A 21,857-nucleotide genomic window follows, 5' to 3' on the forward strand; every position below is an offset into this window, starting at 1 on the left:
GAAAGGCAGTCCTGAACGCGGGGTCTTTTTGCATTGACCGTGGCGCTGCGCAGTCGTGCCGAATAATTGCGTTCTGACGAGTGCGATGGATCGGGCCTAGGCCAGCAGCGCCACCGACTTGATCTGCGCCCACAGCCGTTGACCCGGTGCCAATTGCAGCTGATCCCTGGAATAGCGGGTGATCCGCGCCAGCAGCGGCGAGCCGTCGGCATCGAGGCGGACCAGCACATGGGCGGTGTTGTCAGCGGCGATCTCTTCGATGACCGTGACCGGCAGGCGATTGAGGATGCTGCTTTGAGCGTCGGGTTGCAGACTCAGGCTCACGTCCCGCGCCTGCACTTTGAGACGCAGCGGCTTGCCGGGCAGCAATGCCGAGTGGGCGACGCGGATGCTCAACTGGCTACGCGGCAGTTGGACGGTGATGAGCTGATACGCAGCGTCATAGGCCAGCACGCTGCCTTCGATGACCACGCCCGCGTCGTCGCCCATCGCCAGCGGCAGATCCAGCCGCGCCAGGGTCTCGCCGATGGGGCCGCTGGCCAGTGCTTTGCCGTCGCTGAGCAGCACCAGATGATCAGCCAGTCGAGCCACTTCATCCTGGGCGTGACTCACGTAGATCACCGGAATATCCAGCTCGTCATGGAGGCGTTCGAGGTACGGCAGGATTTCGCTCTTGCGTTGCGCATCCAGCGCCGCCAGGGGTTCGTCCATCAACAGCAGGCGCGGGCTGGTCAGCAACGCCCGGGCGATGCCGACCCGCTGACGCTCGCCGCCGGAGAGTTTGTCGGGCGCGCGGCTGAGCAGATGATCGATGCCCAGCAATGACGTCGCTTGTTGCAGCGTGATACGCCTGTCGCGCTCGGGGATGCGCTTGAGGCCGAAACGCAGATTGCCCTCGACGTCGAGGTGCGGAAACAGGCTGGCTTCCTGGAACACGTAGCCCAAGGGGCGTTTGTGTGGGGGGAGAAAAAAATGGTTGGCGCTGTCCTGCCAGACCTCGCCGTTGACACGGATATAACCGTCGGCTGCCTTTTCCAGCCCGGCGATGCAACGCAGGCAAGTGGTTTTGCCAGAACCGGAATGGCCGTAGAGCGCCGTGACGCCGCGACCGGGCAGATTGAGGTCGACGTCCAGAGCGAACTCGGCGTAGTCGACCTTGAAGCGCACTTCAATGTTCGCGCTCATGCGCCGCTCCACGCCGAACGCGCCTTGCCGCTGGAGTACAGCGCCAGCAGCACCACAAAGGAAAACACCAGCATCGCCCCGGCCAGCCAATGGGCCTGGGCGTATTCCATGGATTCGACGTGGTTATAGATTTGCGTGGACACGACCCGGGTTTTCTCCGGGATGTTGCCACCGATCATCAGCACCACGCCAAACTCACCCACGGTGTGAGCGAAACCCAGAATCGCCCCGGTGATAAAGCCAGGGCGCGCCAGCGGCAGGATCACCGAGAAGAACGTGTCCCAAGGGCCTGCGCGCAACGTGGCCGCCACTTCAAGGGGGCGCGAGCCGATGGCGGCGAAAGCGTTCTGCAAGGGCTGAACCACGAACGGCAGGGAATACAGCACCGAGCCGATCACCAACCCGGTGAAACTGAACGTCAGCGTGCCGAGCCCCAGGCTCTGAGTCAGTTGCCCGACCGCGCCGTTCGGCCCGAGCAACAGCAACAGATAAAAGCCGATCACCGTGGGCGGCAACACCAGCGGCAATGCCACCACCGCGCCGATCGGGCCTTTCAGCCATGAGCGGGTGCGCGACAGCCACAGCCCGATGGGCGTGCCGACGATCAGCAGAATCACGGTGGTCAGGGACGCCAGTTTCAGCGTCAGCCAGATGGCCGCGAGGTCGGCACTGCCCAGCAGCATTTACAGCTGGTACCCGTAGGACTTGATGATCGCGGCGGCTTTCGGGCCCTTGAGGTAGTCCATCAGCGCCTTGGCGGCGGCGTTGTCCTTGCCCTTGTTGAGGATCACGGCGTCCTGCTTGATGGGTTCATGCAGGTTGGCCGGAACGATCCACGCCGAGCCGCCGGTCAGCTTGCCGTCCTTGAACACCTGGGAGAGAGCGACGAAACCCAGTTCCGCGTTGCCGGTCTGCACGAACTGATAGGCCTGGGCGATGCTCTGGCCTTCGACGATCTTGCTTTTGGTCGAGTCAGTCAGGCCCAGTTTGTCCAGGGTCTGAGTGGCGGCGAGGCCGTACGGAGCGGCTTTCGGGTTGGCAATCGAAAGGTGTTCAAACTTGCCGTCTTTGAGCACTTGGCCTTTGTCGTCGACGTAGTCGTCTTTGGCCGACCACAGCGCCAGGGTGCCAACGGCATAGGTGAAGCGCGAGCCTTTCACCGTCTCGTTTTCGCTTTCAAGTTTCGCCGGGGTGGTGTCATCGGCGGCGAGGAAGACTTCGAACGGCGCGCCATTTTTGATCTGGGTGTAGAACTGTCCGGTCGCGCCGAACGAGGCCACGAGTTTATGGCCCGTATCCTTTTCAAAATCCGTGGCGATGGCCTGGATCGGCGCGGTGAAATTGGCCGCGACGGCCACCTGGACTTCATCGGCAAACGCTGTGCCCGAGGACAGCGCGACAAAGGCGACGGCCAGTGAGGTGAGGGTCAAGCGGTGTGAAACTGCGCGCATGGAACGGCTCCGGGGTGGGGAACGGGGTGTGGCAAACGGGGGTGAGGAAGAACGCCAACCGGACGCCGGTCAAACGCTATGCAGCGAAATATATAGCGACTCTTCCCTGCGCGGAAGCCGGATCTTGCCGCGCTGCGTTTTAAATCGGCGGCTTAAGTCACCGGCTCAGCGCCCGGCCAGCCGTTCCAGGGCGCCGATGGCCAGCGTCCGGGTGAGTTCTTCCGCCGACAGCGAGTGCTTGATGCCCACTGCCTGACCCGCCCAGAGGTTCATGAAACCGTCGTCGCCCCGGGCTTCGGCCTTGCTGCGCAGCGGCATCAACGCGCCGCCCGCTGTGGGGAAGGCCGGCGCGGCATCGGCCATGGGTCCGATGTCAGCCATGATGCGGTTGACGATGCCCCGGGCCGGGCGGCCGGTGAAAATGTTGGTGATAGCGGTCTGGCTATCCTGCGCTCGGCTCAGTGCCGACTGATGCAGCGCGGAAGTCTTGGCTTCCGGGGTAAACAGATACGCGGTGCCGATCTGAACCGCTGACGCGCCGAGCATGAACGCAGCGGCAATCCCGCGACTGTCGGCAATGCCACCGGCCGCGATGACCGGAATCCTCACGGCATCGACAATCTGCGGCACCAGCGCCATGGTCCCGACCTGGGTGTGAAGCTGATCGCTGAGGAACATGCCGCGATGCCCACCGGCCTCGTAGCCCATGGCGATGATCGCATCGCAACCCCGTGCTTCGAGCCAAATCGCTTCTTCAACCGTGGTTGCAGAAGACAACACCTTCGCGCCAGTCGCCTTCACCCGCGCCAGCAGCGCAGCCTCGGGGAGACCGAAATGGAAGCTGACCACTTCAGGCTTCAGTTCTTCGATCAAGGCGCAGGCCGCTTCGTCAAACGGTGCGCGGTTGGACGTGGGCGTCGGCGCGTCGAAGTCTGCACCCAGTTCGTCGTAATAGGGCTTGAGCAGGTTTTTCCAATCGGCATCCGCCTGCGGATCGGCGGGCGGAGTCGAGTGGCAGAAGAAATTCAGGTTAAGCGGCGCGTGAGTGCTCGCGCGTATTCGCGCCACTTCTTCGCGAATCTGCGCGCGGGTGAGCATGGCGCAGGGCAGCGAGGGCAGGCCACCGGCTTTGCCGACCGCGACGGCCATTGCCGAGCCGGACGCACCGGCCATGGGTGCTTGCAGAATGGGCAGTTCGATGTCCAGCAGTTTGAGCAGGCGGGTGTCGGGCCAGGCGATCATCGGCAGAGTCTCCATAGCGAAAAGGCTGTTAAAAAGCAGCATTTGAAAGTTGCGGTTGATTTAATAGACGCTCGGTCTAATATGCAACCCCATGAACGACATCATTGCAAAACCACGACGCCCCGGCCGCCCGCCTAAAGTGGCGCGCCCCGATGACTTCGACACCCGCGAGGCGCTGATCCGTTGCGGCGTCGAGGTGCTGACCGAGCAGGGCTTCATGGCCACAGGCATTGACGGCATCCTCAAGCGCGTCGGCGTGCCCAAAGGCTCTTTCTACCATTACTTCGCCAGCAAAGAGGTGTTCGGCCTCGCGGTGCTCGACAGCTACGCCGGCTACTTTGCCCGGCGCCTTGATCGCTGGCTGCTGGATGAAACCCTGTCGCCACTGGAGCGGCTGGCCGCGTTCGTTCAGGAATCAAAGGTCAACATCGCCCGCCATGAGTTCCGCCGCGGCTGTCTGGTCGGCAACATGGGCCAGGAAGTGAGCGTCCTGCCAACGGGTTTCCGCGAGGCCCTGGAGAAGGTTTTCCTCGATTGGCAGGCGCGCCTGACGGTCTGCTTCAAGGCGGCGATTGCCGCAGGGGAACTGCCAGCGCGCACGGATTGTTCAGAACTGGCGGCGTATTTCTGGATCGGCTGGGAGGGCGCCGTGCTGCGGGCTCGACTGGTGCAGAACGAGCAGCCGCTCAACACCTTCATCATCGGATTTCTGCGCGGCTTGCCGCGCTGATGTTTTCAGGTCTGGTTATAGACGAGCGGTCTAAATAGGAGAGGGGCAATGTTCAAAGGCATCCTGATCAACAAAGACGACAACGGCTACCGTGCCGAGCTGGCGGACATCAATGACGGTCAGTTGCCCGAGGGCGACGTCACGGTGCGCGTCAGCCACAGCACGCTGAATTACAAGGACGGCCTGGCGATCACCGGCAAAGGGCCGATCGTGCGGCAGTTCCCAATGGTGCCCGGCGTGGATCTGGCCGGCACCGTCGAGGACAGCCGCGACCCGGACTTCAAACCTGGCGATCAGGTGTTACTGAACGGCTGGGGCGTGGGGGAAGGTCATTGGGGTGGCTTGGCACAGAAGGCGCGGCTGCAAGGCAGATGGCTGATCCCGCTGCCCAGCGCCTTTACACCGGCGCAGGCTATGGCCATCGGCACGGCGGGATACACCGCGATGCTGGCAATCATGGCACTGGAGAGAAACGGCGTGACGCCGGACAAGGGCGAGGTGCTGGTGACCGGGGCCAACGGCGGTGTCGGCAGTTTCGCCATTGCGTTGCTGGCCAAGCTCGGTTATCGCGTCGTGGCCTCCACCGGCCGCGTGAGCGAGAGCGAATACCTGACGTCCCTCGGCGCCGCTGACATCATCGACCGCGCGACCCTTGCCGAGCCCGGCCGCCCGTTGGCCAAAGAGCGCTGGGCCGGGGCGATTGATTCGGTGGGCAGTCACACGCTCGCCAATATCTGCGCCAGCACACGGTACTGGGGCACGGTGGCGACCTGCGGCCTGGCCCAGGGGATGGACTTTCCGGCATCGGTGGCGCCGTTCATTCTGCGAGGTGTAACGCTGGCCGGCATCGACAGCGTCATGCGCCCGCGCCAGGACCGCATCGACGCCTGGGCGCGTCTGGCCCGGGATCTCGATGTCTCGCTGCTGCCATTGATCAGCCGGGAGATCGGCTTGAGTGAGGTGATTGAAACCGCACACCAGCTCATGGACGGGCAGGTGCGCGGCAGAATCGTGGTCGACACCCAGCGCTGATCAGCCGCAGGTCAAAGGGCGCACGTCCAGCACCCTGACCTGCGCCATGGCGGGGTGACGGGGGTTGAGCAGCAGGTTGCGCGTGTGGGTGATGATTGCGGAGGGCACGATCAAACCCAGTTGCTCACGCCGTTCCAGCCAGGCGCTGCCGAAATCCATGCTGGGTCTGTCCGCCGGCGTGACGTCCCAGCCGGGCGGCAGTTGGGCGAGGGCAGGCTGCCAATACAGTGCCGGGTCATCCGGCAACTGCAGGTGAACCAGCTGGAAACCCGGCTGCGGCAGGCTCGCGCACTGGACGAGGGTGTCCAGCGCGCAGCCTGACGCGCTCAGCGCCAGGTAGACCGCAGGCTGGTCGGCATGATTCCAGCGCCCGCCGAACTGCGCGGCGCCGGTGCCGGACAGATCGTTCGCGGCATTTGCCTTGCTGATCCTCCAGGCCTGCATCAGACGACCCCGCCGTGCTGCAAGGCGCTGAGCACCCGACGTGCCTGGCGTGCGCCGATTTCGGTTTCGCACAGGGCAATGGGCGTCTGCCCGTTGAGCGCGCGGTTGGACGCAATCATCCAGCGGCGGGCGGTGTTCTGGTCTTCGAAGAGTTCGGCGGCGTGGGTGGCGAGGGCGGCGACCCGGTCGAGGCGTTCGGAGCCGACGATGTCCAGCGGTCGTTGCTGACGCTGGCGGCGCTCCAGCGTGGAGACCGAAGTTGCCAATAAGGCTTCGAGCTGGCTGTTGCTGAGGCGGAAGGCATTGCGCAGCACCTTGACCCAGCCGGGCGGGAAGCCCGAGCGGATGTAGTCCAGCCGCTCGGTTTCGTTGCGTGCGTTGAGCTGGTCGGCGATCAACCAGAATGAGGGGGCGGTGTCGGTTATCGCTGCTTGAAGAGTCGAAGGCACGTCCATGCTCCTTGTGAGATCCGGTGCAGGGACCTTACGCCGCTGTCAGGGTTTCTCAAGCGCGAAGCTGTTACCGGCGTTTGCATGCTTTGCTTCCCTAGTGGAGCCGGCTTTAGCCGGAAACGCCTAACGGATGGCGTACAGCGCAATCCGACAGCTGACCCTTTTCTTGACGATTTTTAATGACTCACTATGATTAACTTTAAATCACTCTCTAATCAGGACCGTCCTATCATGGCAACTTCCGCAAAGACCCGATCGGTGACGGCTCACGTTCCTGAGGCGTTGGCACAAAAAGTCGATTTGATGGCGGAGCGGCTGGAACGCTCCAAAAACTGGATCGTCAAACAGGCCCTGTCCGCCTGGATAGATCAGGAAGAAGAGCGCAGTCGCCTGACTCGCGAGGCATTGGCTGATGTCGATGCTGGTCACGTAATTGACCACCAGACCGTTCAGGCCTGGGCTGATAGCCTTAGCACCGACACGCCGTTGCCGGTTCCACACTGATGGAACTGAAGTGGACGAGCAAGGCGCTTTCCGACATTGCCCGGCTCTATGAGTTTCTGGCAGCGGCCAATCAGCCTGCCGCCGCACGAACCGTGCAGCAACTCACGGCAGCACCGACTACGCTGCTCGTTAATCCACGCATCGGCGAACGCCTTGAAGAATTTGAACCGAGGGATGTGCGCAGAATCCAGATCGGCCATTACGAGATGCGCTACGAGATAGCCAATTCCATAATCTATCTGCTGCGTCTGTGGCACACCCGCGAGGATCGATAGGATCGTGGAAGCAGCGGAACTGAAGTTTGAGCTGGGCTGAAACCAATCAAAATAGCTCAGCGTGAATGCTGTGGTTCCGTTCCTTGACCTTCACGAGTGAGCAACGCGCGCTTGCGCTCCACCCCCCAACGATAACCCGACAACGCGCCATCGCTGCGCACCACCCGGTGACAGGGAATTGCCACGGCAATCCGGTTTACCCCGCAGGCGAGGGCGACCGCACGACTGGCGGTCGGCGCACCGATTTGCCGGGCGATTTGTGCGTAACTGGCGGTCGTGCCCGGCGGTATCTGCGCCAGGGCCTGCCACACCCGCTGCTGAAACGCCGTGCCCTGCAAATCCAGTGGCAGGTTCAGGCCCAGCTTCGGCGCCTCGATAAACCCGACCACCTCAGCCATGAGCCGCTCGAAGTCGGCATCGCCGCCGATCAGCGTGGCGCTGTGAAACTGATCCTGGAGGTCTTGCACCAATCGATTGGGGTCATCGCCCAGCAGAATGGCGCACACGCCGCGCGGACTCCGGGCCACCAGAATCGCACCGAGAAAGCACTCGCCGACGGCAAACCGAATCTCCAGCGCGGCGCCGCCCTTGCGGTAGTCGGTGGGGCTCATGCCCAGCAATCCGGCACTGGCTTCGTAAAAGCGGCTGTTGGAATTGAAACCGGCGTCGTACAGGGCGTCGGTGATGCGCCCGCTGTCCGTCAGTTTGCTGCGCACCTTGTCGGCGCGGTGGGCATTGGCGTAGCCCTTGGGTGTCAGGCCGGTGACGGCTTTGAACACGCGGTGGAAATGCCAGGGGCTCATGCCGGCGTGGACGGCCAGCTCGGCGAGGGTCGGCAGCAACTCCGCTTCGGCGATCAGTCGACAGGCGCCAGCGACCACGGCAGCACGCTGCTCAGCCAGACCGGTGCGGTCGGCGGCGGCGCGTTTGCTCGGGCGAAACCCGGCGGCTTCGGCCTCGGTGGCACTGTCAAAGAACACCACGTTTTCCGGGCGAGGCAAGCGCGCGCTGCTGCTCGGACGGCAGTAGACGCCGGTGGTGCGTACCCCGTAGACAAACAGCCCGTCGGCGCTGGCGTCCCGGGACAACACGGCGCTCCAGCGCGGGTCGAGCTCGACGCTTTCGGGTGACGGATTACGCGGCTGGCGGCTCATTTGCGGCGGCTCTCTGACGGTTCGGTGGTCTGTACGTTAGCCGCATCGAGGGAGGCCGACACCCCGACTCTTGCGTTCAAACTCTCATGCTCAGATTCAGCCCAGCATCGGCGGCAAGGTGCCGAGCAACGACACCGCGGCCAGCGCACCGGCGCCACACAGGCATTCCAGAAACACGCTCAACTTCAGGCGCTGAACCGGCAGATCAGCCGCCCGCGCCAATTGTCGGTTCAGCGCCGCCAGCGCCAGCATACCCAGCACCATCACGACTTTGACGGCCAGCACCAGGCCAAACCCGGCAAACGCAGGTTCAGGCCAGAACCCGCCGCTGAGCGCACGAACGTTGATCAGGCCCGTGGCGATGATCACCGCCACCAGCCCGTAACCGATGCCACTGAAACGCCGCAATGCCGCCGCGAGATCGACGCCATGATCAGCCCTCAGCAGCCAGGCCAGCATCCATAACCCGCCGAGCCAGGTGCCGACGCCGAGCAGGTGCAGCATCTGATTGAGGATCAACAACTGGCCTTTCAGCCCGTCAAACATCGCGCCGTGACCGACCGGCGCCAGGGTCATCAGCAACAGGGCATTGAGGACCAGCATGACCCTCGGCTTCGCCCGGCGATGGAGGATGACAACCAGCGCGTTCAACAACAGATGGACAATCCACACGTGCCCGAACCAGGTATTGCCGAGTACCCGCCCGACCGTGGACGGATCGATTGCGCTGCTCCAGTCACTGCTCAGGTAAGCAGCCGTCAGCATCAGCCAGGCCACTGCGCTCGCCAAGGCCACAACGGCAAGCCAGCCGAGCAGTCGACTCAGCGGACCTCCCGCGGGGCTGGCCTCAAAAGGGCGCAGGTGCGGGACAAACAACAGGCTGCGGAACGCACCGATCCCGAACAGCGACAGCACTGCGCCGAAGTGGATGAACCGGCACAGGATCAGTCCTTCGTGCATGGGGTTATGGCGTCACCTGAAAGCGATAGGTGCCTTCGCTCTTGTGGGTGTCCACTGACACGGCGTGCCATTCCACCTTGTATTTGCCCGGGACCATCGGCACGGCCGGGGTCACGATCAGGACTTTTTTGTCGTTGGGGTCGGTTTCGACGTTGCGCGTCTGGATGATTTCAGTCGGCGTATCGGGTGCGTCCAGGCTGATCACGACTTTGGTGAAGGTGTCCTCGACGCCTTCGGAGAAGATCAGGCGCAGCTCTTTGGGTGCGCTCACTTCACTGTCGGCAGCCGGCTGCTGGCTTTCAAGATGGGCGTGGGCGAAGGCGGCAGTGGAGGTCAGACAGGCCAGCAGGGACAGGCAGGAGAGGGCGTGCTTGAAACGGTGGGCAGACATCGGCGGGACCTTTGCTAGGGCGGCAGTTGCAGCGAATGGATGATGGAATCGACGGCAGTCGACTCGCGATGATCGGATCGCTACTAGACCAGAAAGTGCAGAAGGACTCCAGCGATTAAGCCGGGGGCAGCGTCGGAATCAAGACGTCTTTAACGAGGAAACTTGGGCGGCGGGGTGATGGCGTAAATGGCTGCGTCGCCTGAACGACGCAGCCTTGCAGGCTCAGACCTTGAAGAAGCTCACGCGGTCGGTGAGCACGTCGGCCAGGGTCGACAGCTCGCGGCTGGAGCGTGCGACCTGATTGGAGCCGACCGCAGTTTCCAGTGCGGAATCGTGGATGCGGTTGATGTTGACGCTGACGTCATCGGCCACCGCCCGTTGCTGCGCGGCGGCGCTGGCGATCTGCGCGTTCATGTCGTTGAGCGCGCCGACTTCGTGGCGAATCTTCACCAGCGCGGTTTGCGCTTCGTGGGTCTGCTCGACGGTGCGCTGGGCCATTTCGCGGCTTTCGCGCATCAGGTCGGCGGTCTTCACCGCACCCGTTTGCAACTGGCCGACCATGTCGCGTATTTCCTGGGTTGATTCCTGAGTGCGATTGGCCAGAGAACGAACCTCGTCGGCCACTACGGCGAAACCGCGGCCCGCTTCACCGGCGCGGGCGGCCTCGATGGCAGCGTTGAGGGCCAACAGGTTGGTGCGTTCGGCGATGGAGTTGATCACCGCCACCACGTTTTCGATGGCGCGGCTGTCGCTGGACACCTGGCCCACCGAGTCAGCGGCGCTTTCCAGCTTGCGCGCCAGTTGGTCCATTGCCTGGGCAGTGCCTTCGACCACGCGCTTGCCGTTTTCGACTTCATGGTCAGCCGTCTGGGTGGCATTGGCGGCCTGGTCGGCGTAGCCCGCGACTTCTTTTACGGTGGTGGCCATCTGATTGATCGCCGTCGCCATCTGCTGGGTTTCACTGGCTTGCAGGCGCATCTGCTCGCTGTTGCTGTCGGAACTGGACAGCAATTGGGCGGAGGAGTGGGTCAACGCTGATGCGGCAGAGCGTACTTCGGTGATGGTGGCCGACAGGTGCAGGTTGGTCGCCTTGAGCGCACCCATGACGCTGTCGGGATAGGACGTTTCAATCTTGTCGGTCAGCTCGCCGGCCGCCAGACGACGGATTGAAGCCGCGACCTGGTGGGGTTCGGCGCCGAGGGTCGACTTGAGGCTGCGGATGATCAGCAGCGAGGCAATGATGCCCAACACCACGGCGATGCCGGTAGCCAGCAGCATCAGCGAAGCGAATTGCGAGGCCGTGGCTCGTACCGAAGTGATGTGCCCGCCAATGGACGCTTCTTCGAGGTCAATCAGTGCGTTGATACGGGCGAGCCAGTCTTTGTAGGCGCCGGACACTTGCTCCATCAGCAATGTCTGGGCCTGGTCGATCTCGCCTTGCTGACGCAGCTTCAGCAGTTTCTCGGTGGCGCTCAGTGCCGTGCGTTCGGCGGTCTTGATGTTGGCCAGCAGCTCCTGCTCACGGGGCGACGCACCCTTGGTCTGGTAGATGCGGTCCATGGGCGCGGCCGAGGCCTGATAAAGGCCGTCCAGGCGCTCAATGTCACGCAAGTGCGTGGCAAGGCCTGCGTCGTTGCGCACCAGCACGGCATCGCGCAGGGCAATGGCGCGGTCATGCACGCTGCCGCGGAAGTTGATCGCGTAGCGCTGTTTGACGGTGGCGTCCTCACTGACGTCGGTCAGGGCGGATTCCATCAGATGAACCCTGTTAACGCCCACCAGGGTGACGAGAATCATCAGCGCGAGGACAAGCCCGAAGCCCAGTCCCAGGCGCTTGGCGATTGAAAGATCTTTGAACATAGGGGCACCTGAAATGATGGCGTTCGTGATATTAGAACGCTATTACTTGGTGCGCTTTATATCGGAGTTTCCAGCGCGGTGTCGAAATATTTTCGCTATTAAAGCAATAGAGTCCGTTGGTCCTTTTACAAGGAATTTTTCCGTCGTTGGGTGTTCGGGGACATGTCGCGAACGTCCGGTAGAACGCGGGCATAAAAAAAGCCACCGCACTGACGTGAGGTGGCTAAAAGTCTTACCAAAGGAATGATGAAGCGGAGCATGATTCGATTGCCTGATGCTGCGGAGTCATCCGGCAATTGAGTCGTGTTCTTCATCGCCGATGACGGTAACACTGGCTTAAAGTTTTCGACTATTACGAAGATTGATAGTGACTATCAAGACTCGTTGGGAATCCCGCCGGTCGGATAGTGCTACAAGATTTTCGGCCTTCAAGTGCGTGGTATAACCTGGCCAGAACGTGCATCAACAATAATCAATGTGCTCCATTGGCTGGAACAGCCGTCCAGTCACTGGCATGTGTGTTTCGCTTCCATCTGCCGCAACGCCCGCTTCAGCGCTGAATCGTCGTGTCAACTTGAAACAGTGCCCCGCATTCGGGGGCGCACGCGCTGGGCCTTAATCGAGACAGGGGATAACAATGACTTTCGTGAAATGGAATCTGATGACGCTGGCGGTATCGCTGGGCGTCAGTCAACTGGCAACGGCAGCAGTTGTCAGTGATCAATCGGAGGCCAAGGGCTTCGTCGACGACAGCAGTCTGACCGTTCACCTGAAGAACTATTATTTCAACCGGGACAACAAAAACGGCAAGGACGACAGCAAGGACTGGACCCAGGGCGTGCTGGGTAACTTCAGCTCCGGCTTCACCCAGGGCACCGTGGGTTTTGGCGTTGATGCCTACGGTTACTGGGGCCTGAAACTGGATGGCGGTGGCGGGACCACCGGCACTGGCAACCTGCCAGTGGACAGCCATGGCAATGCCCAGGATGAATACGGCACAGCCGGCGGGGCGCTGAAGATGCGCATCTCGAAGACTGAATTGCGCTACGGCAATCTGCAGCCCCAGGCGCCAGTGTTTGCCGCGGGCGGCTCACGCCTGTTCCCGCAAACCGCCACTGGCTTTAACCTGCTGAGCAGCGACATCGCCAACCTGGAACTCGACGGCGGCCACTTCACCGGCAGCAACGGCCCGATCACCACCAACAATGATCACGGTATCTGGGCGGCGTATGCCAACGTCGAAGCCAGCAGCATTGACTACGCCGGCGGCAAATATGCGCTCACCGATAATCTGTCGGTCAGCCTTTACGGCTCGGACCTCAAGGATGTCTGGCATCAGTACTACGGCAATGCCAACTACACCTTGCCGATCTCTGATCAGCAGTCGTTGAACTTCGATTTCAATATCTATCGCACCAACGACAGCGGTGCCGCCAAGGCGGGCGATATCAGCAACACGACCTGGTCGCTGGCGGCGGCCTATTCATTCCTGACCGCACATACCGTGACCCTGGCCTACCAGAAAGTGCATGGCGACACGCCGTTCGATTATGTGGCCTTTGGTAATAACGGCGCGGGCGACACCGGCGATTCCATACTGCTGGCCAACTCGGTTCAGTACTCCGACTTCAACGGCCCGGGGGAAAAGTCCTGGCAGGCGCGGTATGACCTGAACATGGCGAGTTACGGCGCGCCGGGGCTAAGTTTCATGGTTCGTTATATCCACGGTGACGACATCGATGGGTCCCATATTCCATCGAACAGCACTTACACCGGTTATGGCGATGACGGCGACCACCACGAAACCAACCTTGAAGCGAAGTATGTCGTGCAGTCCGGCCCGGCGAAGGATTTGTCCCTGCGCATGCGTCAGGCCTGGCACACCGCCAACGGCGATCAGCCTGACGGCGACGTGAAGGAATTTCGTTTGATTGCCGATTATCCGATCAATATTTTCTGATCGGGAGGCGGGGTGATTTGAATCCCCGCTGCCCAAGAAAGCCAGGCTGTCCGAAAGGAGGCCTGGCTTTTTTGCTTCCGTCACTGGCCGGTATATGTATCAGCAGGGCGGGCCTCTTCCCGGCTAAAGCCGGTCCCACACAGTGCACGCCGCTGCTTTTAGTGGGACCGGCTTCAGCCGGGAAGGGGCCGGTATGGACGACACACCTCTCAATGCCAGTCAGTCAGGCCTGTGATCCCCACGAATCGAAAAATTCGCCATGTGTTCCAGCCCCTTGATCAGCCCCGAGTGATCCCAGCCACTCCCGCCCAACGCCGCGCAGGTGCTGAACACTTGCTGGGCGTTGGCCGTATTGGGCAGGTTCAGGCCCAACTCCCGCGCACCTTCAAGGGCCAGGTTCAGATCCTTTTGATGCAGCGCGATCCTGAAGCCCGGGTTGAACGTGCCTTTGATCATCCGTTCGCCATGCACTTCAAGAATCTTCGACGAGGCAAAACCGCCCATCAACGCTTCCCGCACCTTGGCCGGGTCAGCGCCGTTTTTCGAGGCAAACAGCAAGGCTTCGGCCACGGCCTGGATGTTCAGCGCGACGATGATCTGGTTGGCGACCTTGGCGGTCTGGCCGTCACCGTTGCCGCCGACCAGGGTGATGTTCTTGCCCATGGTCTGAAACAGGGGCAGGGCGCGCTCGAATGTCGCCTGCTTGCCGCCGACCATGATGCTCAGCGTGGCCGCCCTGGCGCCGACTTCACCGCCCGACACCGGTGCGTCGAGGTACTGCGCGCCGGTGGCGTTGATTTTCTCGGCGAAGGCTTTCGTCGCCGAGGGGGAAATCGAGCTCATGTCGATGACCACGTTGCGGCTATCGACGCCCTCGCTCAGACCGTTTTCGCCGAACAGCACGTCGTTGACCTGCGGGGTGTCCGGCAGCATGACGATGATGAATTCCGCTTCCTGCGCCACTTCCCGCGGGTTGGCCAGCACCGTCGCGCCGCCCTCCACCAGGGACGCGGGCGGGGCAATGAAGTGCCGGGAGAGAATCAATTGATGACCTGCTTTCTGCAGGTTTTCTGCCATGGGCAGGCCCATGATGCCGGTGCCGATGAATCCGATGTTAGCCATGAGATTTTTTCCCTTGTTTGTAGGAGGCAGACGGGGTGCGTACATGCCTCAATATTTCTCCCTGTAGGAGTGAGCTTGCTCGCGATGCGATTTATCAGCCACCGCATCGTCAACAGCCCACCGCAATCGCGAGCAAGCTCACTCCTACAAGAATCGGTATCAGATCAAATTATGGGTTTTCAGCCACCCAAGCCCGGCTTCGGTGGTGGTCAGCGGCTTGTATTCACAGCCGATCCAGCCGCGATAACCCAGCCGGTCCAGGTGCTTGAACAAAAAGCCGTAGTTGATCTCGCCGGTGCCCGGTTCGTGGCGCCCCGGGTTGTCCGCCAGTTGCACGTGACGGATCGCCGGCAGGTGGTTTTCGAGGGTGCGGGCCAGGTCGCCTTCCATGATTTGCATGTGGTAGATGTCGTATTGCAGCGACAGATTGCGGCTGCCGACCTTCTCGCGAATCGCCAGCGCCTGGGCGGTGGTGTTCAGGTAGAACCCCGGAATGTCCAGGGTGTTGATCATTTCCATCACCAGATCGATGCCTTGGGCTTGCAGGCGGTCGGCGGCGTATTTGAGGTTGTCGACGAAGGTCTTCTCGATCAGCCCGTCGTCGAATCCCTGGGGTTTGATCCCCGCCAGGCAATTGATCTGGGTGTTGCCCAGGACCTTGGCGTACGCAATGGCCAGGTCAACGCCGGCATAGAACTCCTCGACCCGGTCGGGGTGACAGGCGATGCCGCGCTCGCCCTTGGCCCAGTCGCCCGCTGGCAGATTGAACAGCACTTGAGTGAGCCGGTTGCGGTCCAGCTCGGCCTTGATCTGGGCGGAGCTGAAGTCATAGGGGAACAGGTACTCGACGCCGCTGAACCCGGCGTCGGCGGCGGCTTCGAAACGTTGCAGAAATACCAGCTCGGTGAACAACATCGACAGGTTGGCGCATAAACGGGGCATGACGTACTCCTTGTTCGTGTTCGTGTTGAGCGCAACCAGGCGCGATCAGTCCAGCAGGCTGATGGCGGTGGGGGCGTCGGCGCGGCTCTCGGCCAGGGACTCGAATTCATTGATGGCGTTGATCTCGGTGCCCATCGCAATGTTTGTGACGCGTTCGAGAATGATCTCCACCACCACCGGCACGCGGTACTGCTGCATCAGGCTCGACGCTTCGGCGAAGGCGGCCTGCAGGTGCGCCGGGTCAAGGACGCGGATTGCCTTGCAGCCGAGGCCTTCGGCAACCGCGACGTGATCGACGCCATAGCCCTCCAGCTCAGGCGCATTGATGTTGTCGAACGCCAGCTGCACGCAGTAATCGATGTCGAAATTGCGCTGGGCCTGACGGATGAGGCCCAGGTACGAGTTGTTCACCACCACGTGGATGTACGGCAGCTTGAACTGCGCACCGACGGCGAGCTCTTCGATCATGAACTGGAAATCGTAATCCCCTGACAGCGCGACCACCTGGCGGCTCGGGTCGGCCTTGACCACGCCCAGCGCCGCCGGAATAGTCCAGCCCAGCGGCCCGGCCTGTCCGCAGTTGATCCAGTGACGCGGTTTGTAGACGTGGAGGAATTGCGCGCCGGCAATCTGCGACAGGCCGATGGTGCTGATGTAGCAGGTGTCCTTGCCGAAATACTGATTCATCTCCTCGTACACCCGCTGCGGCTTGACCGGGATGTTCTCGTAATGGGTCTTGCGCTGCAGCGTGCGCTTGCGTTCCTGGCAACTGGCGAGCCACTGGCTGCGGTCCTTCAGCTTGCCGGCGGTGTGCCACTCGCGCGCCACTTCGATGAACATCGCCAGGGCTGCGCCGGCGTCGGAAACGATGCCCAGATCCGGCGTCAGCACACGGCCGATCTGCGTCGGTTCGATGTCGACGTGGATGAACGTGCGCCCTTCGCTGTACACCGACACGGTGCCGGTGTGGCGGTTGGCCCAGCGGTTGCCGATGCCGAGGACCAGATCGGACGCCAGCATCGTCGCGTTGCCGTAGCGGTGAGAGGTCTGCAGCCCGACCATGCCGGCCATCTGCGGATGATCGTCGGGGATCGTGCCCCAGCCCATCAGCGTCGGGATCACCGGAATGCCGGTCAGCTCGGCGAACTCCACCAGCGCGTCCGAGGCATCGGCGTTGATGATGCCGCCGCCGGCCACGATCAGCGGACGTTCGGAGGCGTTGAGCATCGCCAGGGCTTTTTCGATCTGCTTGCGGCTGGCCTGGGGCTTGACCACCGGCAGCGGTTCGTAGGCGTCGATGTCAAATTCGATCTCGGCCATCTGCACGTCGAAGGGCAGGTCGATCAACACCGGACCGGGTCGGCCGCTGCGCATCAACTGAAAGGCTTTCTGGAACACATAGGGCACCTGGCCCGGCTCCATGACCGTGGTCGCCCACTTGGCCACCGGCGCGGCGATGCTGGCGATGTCCACGGCCTGGAAGTCTTCCTTGTGCATCCGTGCGCGCGGCGCCTGGCCGGTGATGCACAGAATCGGAATCGAGTCGGCGGAGGCTGAATACAGACCGGTGATCATGTCGGTGCCGGCCGGGCCCGAGGTGCCGATGCACACGCCGATATTGCCGGCGATGGCGCGGGTGTAACCCTCGGCCATGTGCGAAGCGCCTTCGACGTGGCGCGCCAGCACGTGGTCAATGCCGCCGAGTTTCTTGAAGGCGGCGTACAGCGGGTTGATCGCAGCGCCCGGAATACCGAAGGCGGTGTCGACGCCTTCGCGACGCATCACCAGAACGGCGGCTTCGATGGCTCTCATGACGGTCATTTGTTAGTCTCCTGAACTCGATAGTTTTTGTACGTAAACAGCCTGATTTGAATCCGATGTTTTGTGAATGGCTGTTTTTATCCGTTCTATCGGTATCTGGAGTATCGAATGGATCGCTACACGGAATTGCGCAGCTACGTCCTGGTGGCCACCCGTGGCAGTTTTGCCGCCGCGGCGCTGGTGGAGGGGGTGACGCCGGTGATTATGGGCCGGCGACTGAGCGCGCTGGAGGATCGCCTGGGCGTAAAGCTGATTCATCGCTCGACGCGGGGCTTGACCCTGACCGATGCCGGCGAGTCGTATCTTGAGAACGCCAAGCTGGTGTTGCAGTCGTTCGAGGAACTGGACGCCAGCATCAGCGAGAACGAAAGCAGCGTGCGGGGCCATCTGGTGGTCTCGGCGCCCGCCGGGTTTGGTCGTCAGCACGTCGCGCCCCATGCGCCGGAATTCCAGGCGCGGTTTCCGGATTTGCAGCTGTCATTCAACCTCACTGACAACGTGGTGGATCTGGTGCGTGAGGGTTATGACATGAGCATCCGCATCGGCGAGGTGCTGGACCCGAACTACGTCGCCATCAAGCTGTACGCCAATAAACGCGTGGTCTGTGGCTCTCCGGCGTATTTCGCCGAGCATGGGTTTCCCCAGGTGCTTGAGGACCTGGCGCAGCACAATTGCCTGTCGTTCAACCTGCAGGGCGGGCAGCATCGCGGCTGGACGTTTCAGCGCGAGGGCAAGCCGGTGGCGATCAAGGTTGCGGGCAACCTGTACTGCAACGATGGCGAGCTGTTGTATGACTGGGCCAAGCGCGGGCTGGGCCTGAGCTGGCGCTCGACGTGGGAGATTCAGAACGAGGTTGAAAGTGGCGCGCTGGTCACCGTGCTGGACGAATTCGCCCTGCCCAGCTACGACATCCAGGGCGTGTACCCGCAGCAGCATTACCTGCCGGCGAAAGTGCGGTTTTTTATCGCGTTTCTGAAAGAGGTGTACAACCGGCCGGGGTATTGGCGGCAGGGATGAGCCATAACCCCAGTGGCAGTTAATTCAAAAGCTTCCCGGCTAAAGCCGGTCCCACAGGTCGTGCGCGGTCGGCAGGACCAGCTTCAGTCGGGAACAGCCCAGAAAGCGCGCGCTGCTTTTAGTGGGACCGGCTTTAGCCGGGAAGGGGCTGTAACTGGCGCTGAAGATATATTGGATACGCCGACGTCTTCCCGGCTAAAGCCGGTCCCACCAATGGCGACCGAGGAACCTAAATCAACTCCACCGAGACCACCGGCAGCCCGCGAATCTCGCCAACCGCCAGACCCGGTCCGGTGGTCTTGTACATCCCGGTATAGGAACCGGTCGTAATCACCATCTCCGGCGTCACGCTCAACCCATTCTGCGTGTGGTGATTGACCAGCCACGGCAGCAACCGCCGAGGGTCACCGGCCGGATTCGCACCATCGCCCGGCACAATGTCTTCATCGCCATAAGTGAAGCTCAGCGCAGGCTCGACAAACGGAAAGCTGGCGTCGTAGTCGACAAACTCACCGATGACCAACGCCCCATGGTTGAGCAGGTCGCCCAGGGCCAGCAATGGCTCGATCTTCGGCCAGGCCGCGAACCGGCTAGACACCACTTCAATGGTCGCGCCCATCGTCGCGATGCTGCTCAGCACGTCTTCATCCGAATACGCCTCGTCGCGAGGGGTGAATTCGCGGCCAAGACGAAACGCGATCTCCAGCTCCAGAATCGGCGACGGATAGTCGACGCACTCAACCTGACTGCCGCTGGCGAAAATACCGTCGTCCGGCAACAGCGCGCCATTGATTGGCCCGGTCGGCGACTTGGCGCCGACCTTCCAGCCGCCCACGGTGGTGTCGCGCAGACGCAGAATCTCGCGCTGCAGCGCGTAGGCACTGGCCGCATCGGCTGGCACGTATTCAGGACGGATTTCGGTGATTTTCTGACCGTCGCCCATGGCGGCGACGATCAATTCGGCAATGTTCGCTGGGTGAGACGATGGATTCACGCGGGTCTTCCTTCAGGCAATTGATGGAAAGCGCCCCGTTCCTTTTGTTGCTGTGTCGAAGGATGACGGAGCCAGCGCGACCACTCTAACCCTATTTCAGTAGGTAGGGAGAGACTGGGGTGTCCGGTGCGAGTGACCGGGGTGGCGCTCCACCTTGCTCGCGAAGAAGTCGATGCATTCAGCCACTTTTCTGGGGACTGAAAGTAAGCCTTCGCGAGCAAGCTCGACTCCCACGGGGTGGTGTTCGGCTCGGGATTTTCGGTGGGTGCAGGACTTGTGGGAGTGTCCCGCCATCAACCCGGCCCGGCGCTGTAATGCAGGTCCGCGCGCAAACGCTGCACGCAGAAATCAACGAACGAGCGCACCTTGGATGACCCCCGTCGCCCCTCGACGTAGACCACGTAAACCGGCATCGGCGTGACCTCGAAGTCTTCGAGCACGGCGCACAAGGTGCCCGCCTGCAGGTGTCGGCGAATCTGATAGGACGGCACCTGGGTCAGCCCCCAGCCATCAATGGCGGCATGAATGGACGCAGTGAACGATGTCATCGACAGTCGCGACTGCACCTTTACTTCCTGGTGCTGGCCTTCGATGCGGAAGGTCCACGCGGGGCTCCGACCGGTGATCATCACGGACACGGTTTCGCGCTCGATGAGTTCGTGGGGATGCTGAGGCGTGCCGTGGGCAGCGAGATAAGCGGGGGAAGCGCAGACCATCCGCCGGACGGTACCGACCTGAATGGCCGTCATCGACGAGTCGGGCATCTCGCCGATGCGCACCGACACGTCGATGCCTTCTTCCAGTTGACCGGCAATCCGGTCCATCAACAGGCCCCGAACCTGCACCTCCGGGTGCTGACTCAGGTAGTCGGTCATGACCGGCGTGACGTGCAAATCGCCGAACACCTGCGGCGCGGTAATGGTCAGCAACCCGCGGGGCGTGGCATGGATGCCGGCAGCGGCGCTTTCGGCTTCGTGCAGATCGGCCAGCAGGCGCCGGCAGTCGTCGGCGAAGCGCACGCCGGCTTCGGTCAGGCGCAACTGCCGGGTGGTGCGCACGATCAGCAAGGTGCCGAGCCGCGCTTCCAGTTGCGCGACGGCGCGGGTCACGGTGGCCGTGGAGACGTTCAGGTTGCGCGACACCGCCGCGAAGCTGGGGCCTTCGGCGACGGCGGCAAAAAGGGTCATTTCCTGAATGCGGTCCACTGAGCGTCCGTTTTCGAGCCAACGAGAGCGGCAGTCTGCGGCAAATCCGGGTGAGCGGAAAGGTCTGATCCAGACAGTCAGAAAAACGCCCGGGCGGTCATGTTTGCTTGGTGCTCCGGCGACGCCTTCTATATTCTTGCTGACACTGGATTCCTCGACGAAAGGCCGGCGCTCGACACGGCAAGGGACAGACCCGCATTCACGCAAGGCCAAAGGAACGCAGATGAGCACCACCAGCACGCCACTCTCCGGCGTCAACCAGCCATTGAAAGGCATCGCACTGATCCTGTTTGCGACCTTTCTGTTTTCCAGTCATGACACGCTGTCCAAATACCTCTCCGGCATCTACCCGATCATGATGGTGGTCTGGGTGCGCTATGTGGTGCACACCGGGCTGATGGCGTGCATTTTCATGCCGTCGTCGGGCCTGCGCGTATTGCGCACCAAGCGCCCGGGCTTGCAGGCGTTGCGCGCGGTGTGCCTGCTGGGCACCAGTCTGTTGTTCACCAGTGGCCTGATGTTCATCCCGATTGCCGAAGCGACCGCGGTCAACTTCCTCGCGCCGCTGTTGGTCACGGCGCTGTCGGTGCCGCTGCTCAAGGAGACGGTCAGCCGCGGTCAGTGGATCGCCGTGCTGGTGGGCTTCAGCGGGGTACTGGTCATCGTGCATCCCGGTGGCGAGCTGTTTCGGCCGGCGGTATTACTGCCGCTGGGCTCGGCGTTCTGTTTCGCCTGCTATCAGCTGCTGACCCGTCTGGTCGCGGCCCACGACAGCCCGACCACAAGCAACTTTTTTGCCGGGCTGTTCAACAGCCTGTTGATGAGCGCCATCGTGCCGTTCTTCTGGCAGTCGCCGGAGTGGAAACACATCCCCTTCATGCTGGCGCTGGGCACCTGCGGCATGGTCGCGCACCTGATGCTGACCCAAGCCTTCCGCTTCGCCGCCCCGGCCATGCTGGCGCCGTTCGGTTACTGCCAGATCGTCTTCGCCGGGCTGTGGGGCTACATCGTCTTCAACCACTCACCATCCCTTGTCGCCCAGGCCGGCATTGCGATCATCTGCCTCAGCGGCCTGGCGGCGGCGTGGCAACAGCGCAAAAAGGGTGGCTGACGACA

The 21,857-nt window shown here is 62.1% G+C and carries 22 protein-coding genes and 1 pseudogene; 7 read left to right on the forward strand and 16 right to left on the reverse strand.

The features are described from left to right. Positions 1-96 precede the first annotated feature (96 nt). The 4 genes from modC to AC07RO_RS05165 all read right to left on the reverse strand — a co-directional run bounded on the left by modC (position 97) and on the right by AC07RO_RS05165 (position 3,878). Entirely contained in the window at positions 97-1,185 is a 1,089-nt protein-coding gene (gene modC, locus AC07RO_RS05150; protein ID WP_495085437.1) for a molybdenum ABC transporter ATP-binding protein, read from the reverse strand. After that, entirely contained in the window at positions 1,182-1,868 is a 687-nt protein-coding gene (gene modB / locus AC07RO_RS05155; protein WP_495085438.1) for a molybdate ABC transporter permease subunit, read from the reverse strand. The genes modC and modB overlap by 4 nt, the downstream gene beginning before the upstream one ends. Further along, positions 1,869-2,636 carry a molybdate ABC transporter substrate-binding protein gene (modA, locus tag AC07RO_RS05160; protein WP_495085439.1) on the reverse strand — a complete coding sequence of 256 codons (768 nt, stop codon included), beginning with the start codon at positions 2,634-2,636 and terminating at the stop codon, positions 1,869-1,871. Positions 2,637-2,801: 165 nt separating this feature from the next. Continuing rightward, positions 2,802-3,878, reverse strand: coding sequence for an NAD(P)H-dependent flavin oxidoreductase (locus AC07RO_RS05165; RefSeq protein WP_495085440.1), 1,077 nt, complete (start codon positions 3,876-3,878; stop codon positions 2,802-2,804). Between the two features lie 91 nt (positions 3,879-3,969). On the opposite strand from AC07RO_RS05165, the gene acuR reads away from it, so the two are divergent. Beyond that, a complete protein-coding gene (acuR, locus tag AC07RO_RS05170; protein WP_495085441.1) occupies positions 3,970-4,608 on the forward strand; it encodes an acrylate utilization transcriptional regulator AcuR in 639 nt (212 codons plus the stop codon). A 48-nt stretch (positions 4,609-4,656) separates the two neighbouring features. After that, positions 4,657-5,640, forward strand: coding sequence for an acrylyl-CoA reductase (NADPH) (gene acuI / locus AC07RO_RS05175; protein ID WP_495085442.1), 984 nt, complete (start codon positions 4,657-4,659; stop codon positions 5,638-5,640). On the opposite strand, the gene AC07RO_RS05180 is transcribed toward acuI, so the two are convergent. Next, complete coding sequence (locus AC07RO_RS05180; protein WP_495085443.1) at positions 5,641-6,084, reverse strand: RES family NAD+ phosphorylase; 444 nt, start codon at positions 6,082-6,084, stop codon at positions 5,641-5,643. Next, a complete protein-coding gene (locus AC07RO_RS05185; RefSeq protein WP_282372338.1) occupies positions 6,084-6,533 on the reverse strand; it encodes an Xre family toxin-antitoxin system antitoxin in 450 nt (149 codons plus the stop codon). The genes AC07RO_RS05180 and AC07RO_RS05185 overlap by 1 nt, the downstream gene beginning before the upstream one ends. Positions 6,534-6,767: 234 nt before the next feature. On the opposite strand from AC07RO_RS05185, the gene AC07RO_RS05190 reads away from it, so the two are divergent. Next, positions 6,768-7,040 (forward strand): CopG family ribbon-helix-helix protein, encoded by a 273-nt coding sequence (locus AC07RO_RS05190; RefSeq protein ID WP_192173946.1) that lies wholly within the window; start codon positions 6,768-6,770, stop codon positions 7,038-7,040. Continuing rightward, complete coding sequence (locus AC07RO_RS05195) at positions 7,040-7,315, forward strand: type II toxin-antitoxin system RelE/ParE family toxin (protein WP_495085444.1); 276 nt, start codon at positions 7,040-7,042, stop codon at positions 7,313-7,315. The genes AC07RO_RS05190 and AC07RO_RS05195 overlap by 1 nt, the downstream gene beginning before the upstream one ends. A 56-nt stretch (positions 7,316-7,371) precedes the next feature. Here AC07RO_RS05195 and ada read toward each other — a convergent pair whose 3' ends face one another. The 5 genes and pseudogenes from ada to AC07RO_RS05220 all read right to left on the reverse strand — a co-directional run. Beyond that, positions 7,372-8,469, reverse strand: a complete 1,098-nt coding sequence (gene ada, locus AC07RO_RS05200) for a bifunctional DNA-binding transcriptional regulator/O6-methylguanine-DNA methyltransferase Ada (protein WP_495085445.1) — start codon at positions 8,467-8,469, stop codon at positions 7,372-7,374. 96 nt (positions 8,470-8,565) lie between these two features. After that, positions 8,566-9,429, reverse strand: a complete 864-nt coding sequence (gene copD, locus AC07RO_RS05205) for a copper homeostasis membrane protein CopD (RefSeq protein WP_495085446.1) — start codon at positions 9,427-9,429, stop codon at positions 8,566-8,568. A gap of 4 nt (positions 9,430-9,433) precedes the next feature. Further along, positions 9,434-9,820, reverse strand: coding sequence for a copper homeostasis periplasmic binding protein CopC (gene copC, locus AC07RO_RS05210; RefSeq protein ID WP_192173942.1), 387 nt, complete (start codon positions 9,818-9,820; stop codon positions 9,434-9,436). Between the two features lie 222 nt (positions 9,821-10,042). Further along, positions 10,043-11,098: a methyl-accepting chemotaxis protein gene (locus AC07RO_RS05215; RefSeq protein WP_495085742.1), complete on the reverse strand. Its 1,056-nt coding sequence runs from the start codon at positions 11,096-11,098 to the stop codon at positions 10,043-10,045. 72 nt (positions 11,099-11,170) lie between these two features. Further along, positions 11,171-11,680: pseudogene (locus AC07RO_RS05220) on the reverse strand (MCP four helix bundle domain-containing protein); the annotation flags it as partial. A 637-nt stretch (positions 11,681-12,317) separates the two neighbouring features. On the opposite strand from AC07RO_RS05220, the gene AC07RO_RS05225 reads away from it, so the two are divergent. Beyond that, positions 12,318-13,640 (forward strand): OprD family porin, encoded by a 1,323-nt coding sequence (locus tag AC07RO_RS05225; RefSeq protein ID WP_495085447.1) that lies wholly within the window; start codon positions 12,318-12,320, stop codon positions 13,638-13,640. Between the two features lie 219 nt (positions 13,641-13,859). On the opposite strand, the gene AC07RO_RS05230 is transcribed toward AC07RO_RS05225, so the two are convergent. From AC07RO_RS05230 to gcl, 3 genes are all read right to left on the reverse strand, one after another. Continuing rightward, positions 13,860-14,762 (reverse strand): 2-hydroxy-3-oxopropionate reductase, encoded by a 903-nt coding sequence (locus AC07RO_RS05230; protein WP_495085448.1) that lies wholly within the window; start codon positions 14,760-14,762, stop codon positions 13,860-13,862. 159 nt (positions 14,763-14,921) lie between these two features. Further along, positions 14,922-15,704, reverse strand: a complete 783-nt coding sequence (gene hyi, locus AC07RO_RS05235) for a hydroxypyruvate isomerase (protein WP_495085449.1) — start codon at positions 15,702-15,704, stop codon at positions 14,922-14,924. A 45-nt stretch (positions 15,705-15,749) separates the two neighbouring features. After that, complete coding sequence (gene gcl, locus AC07RO_RS05240; RefSeq protein ID WP_495085450.1) at positions 15,750-17,525, reverse strand: glyoxylate carboligase; 1,776 nt, start codon at positions 17,523-17,525, stop codon at positions 15,750-15,752. Positions 17,526-17,633: 108 nt separating this feature from the next. Here gcl and AC07RO_RS05245 point away from each other — a divergent pair, with 108 nt between their 5' ends. Beyond that, positions 17,634-18,542 (forward strand): LysR family transcriptional regulator, encoded by a 909-nt coding sequence (locus AC07RO_RS05245; RefSeq protein WP_282373192.1) that lies wholly within the window; start codon positions 17,634-17,636, stop codon positions 18,540-18,542. A gap of 229 nt (positions 18,543-18,771) precedes the next feature. Here AC07RO_RS05245 and AC07RO_RS05250 read toward each other — a convergent pair whose 3' ends face one another. Beyond that, the gene (locus AC07RO_RS05250; RefSeq protein ID WP_495085451.1) at positions 18,772-19,536 is read right to left on the reverse strand and encodes a 2-keto-4-pentenoate hydratase; all 765 of its coding nucleotides are present in this window, start codon (positions 19,534-19,536) and stop codon (positions 18,772-18,774) included. Positions 19,537-19,829: 293 nt separating this feature from the next. After that, the gene (locus AC07RO_RS05255; RefSeq protein WP_495085452.1) at positions 19,830-20,741 is read right to left on the reverse strand and encodes a LysR family transcriptional regulator; all 912 of its coding nucleotides are present in this window, start codon (positions 20,739-20,741) and stop codon (positions 19,830-19,832) included. Positions 20,742-20,964: 223 nt separating this feature from the next. Between AC07RO_RS05255 and AC07RO_RS05260 the strand changes: the two genes are divergently transcribed. Next, positions 20,965-21,852, forward strand: coding sequence for a DMT family transporter (locus AC07RO_RS05260; RefSeq protein WP_192173934.1), 888 nt, complete (start codon positions 20,965-20,967; stop codon positions 21,850-21,852). Positions 21,853-21,857: the final 5 nt, after the last annotated feature.

It is taken from the genome of Pseudomonas sp. GW821-FHT07F05 (assembly GCF_059418765.1).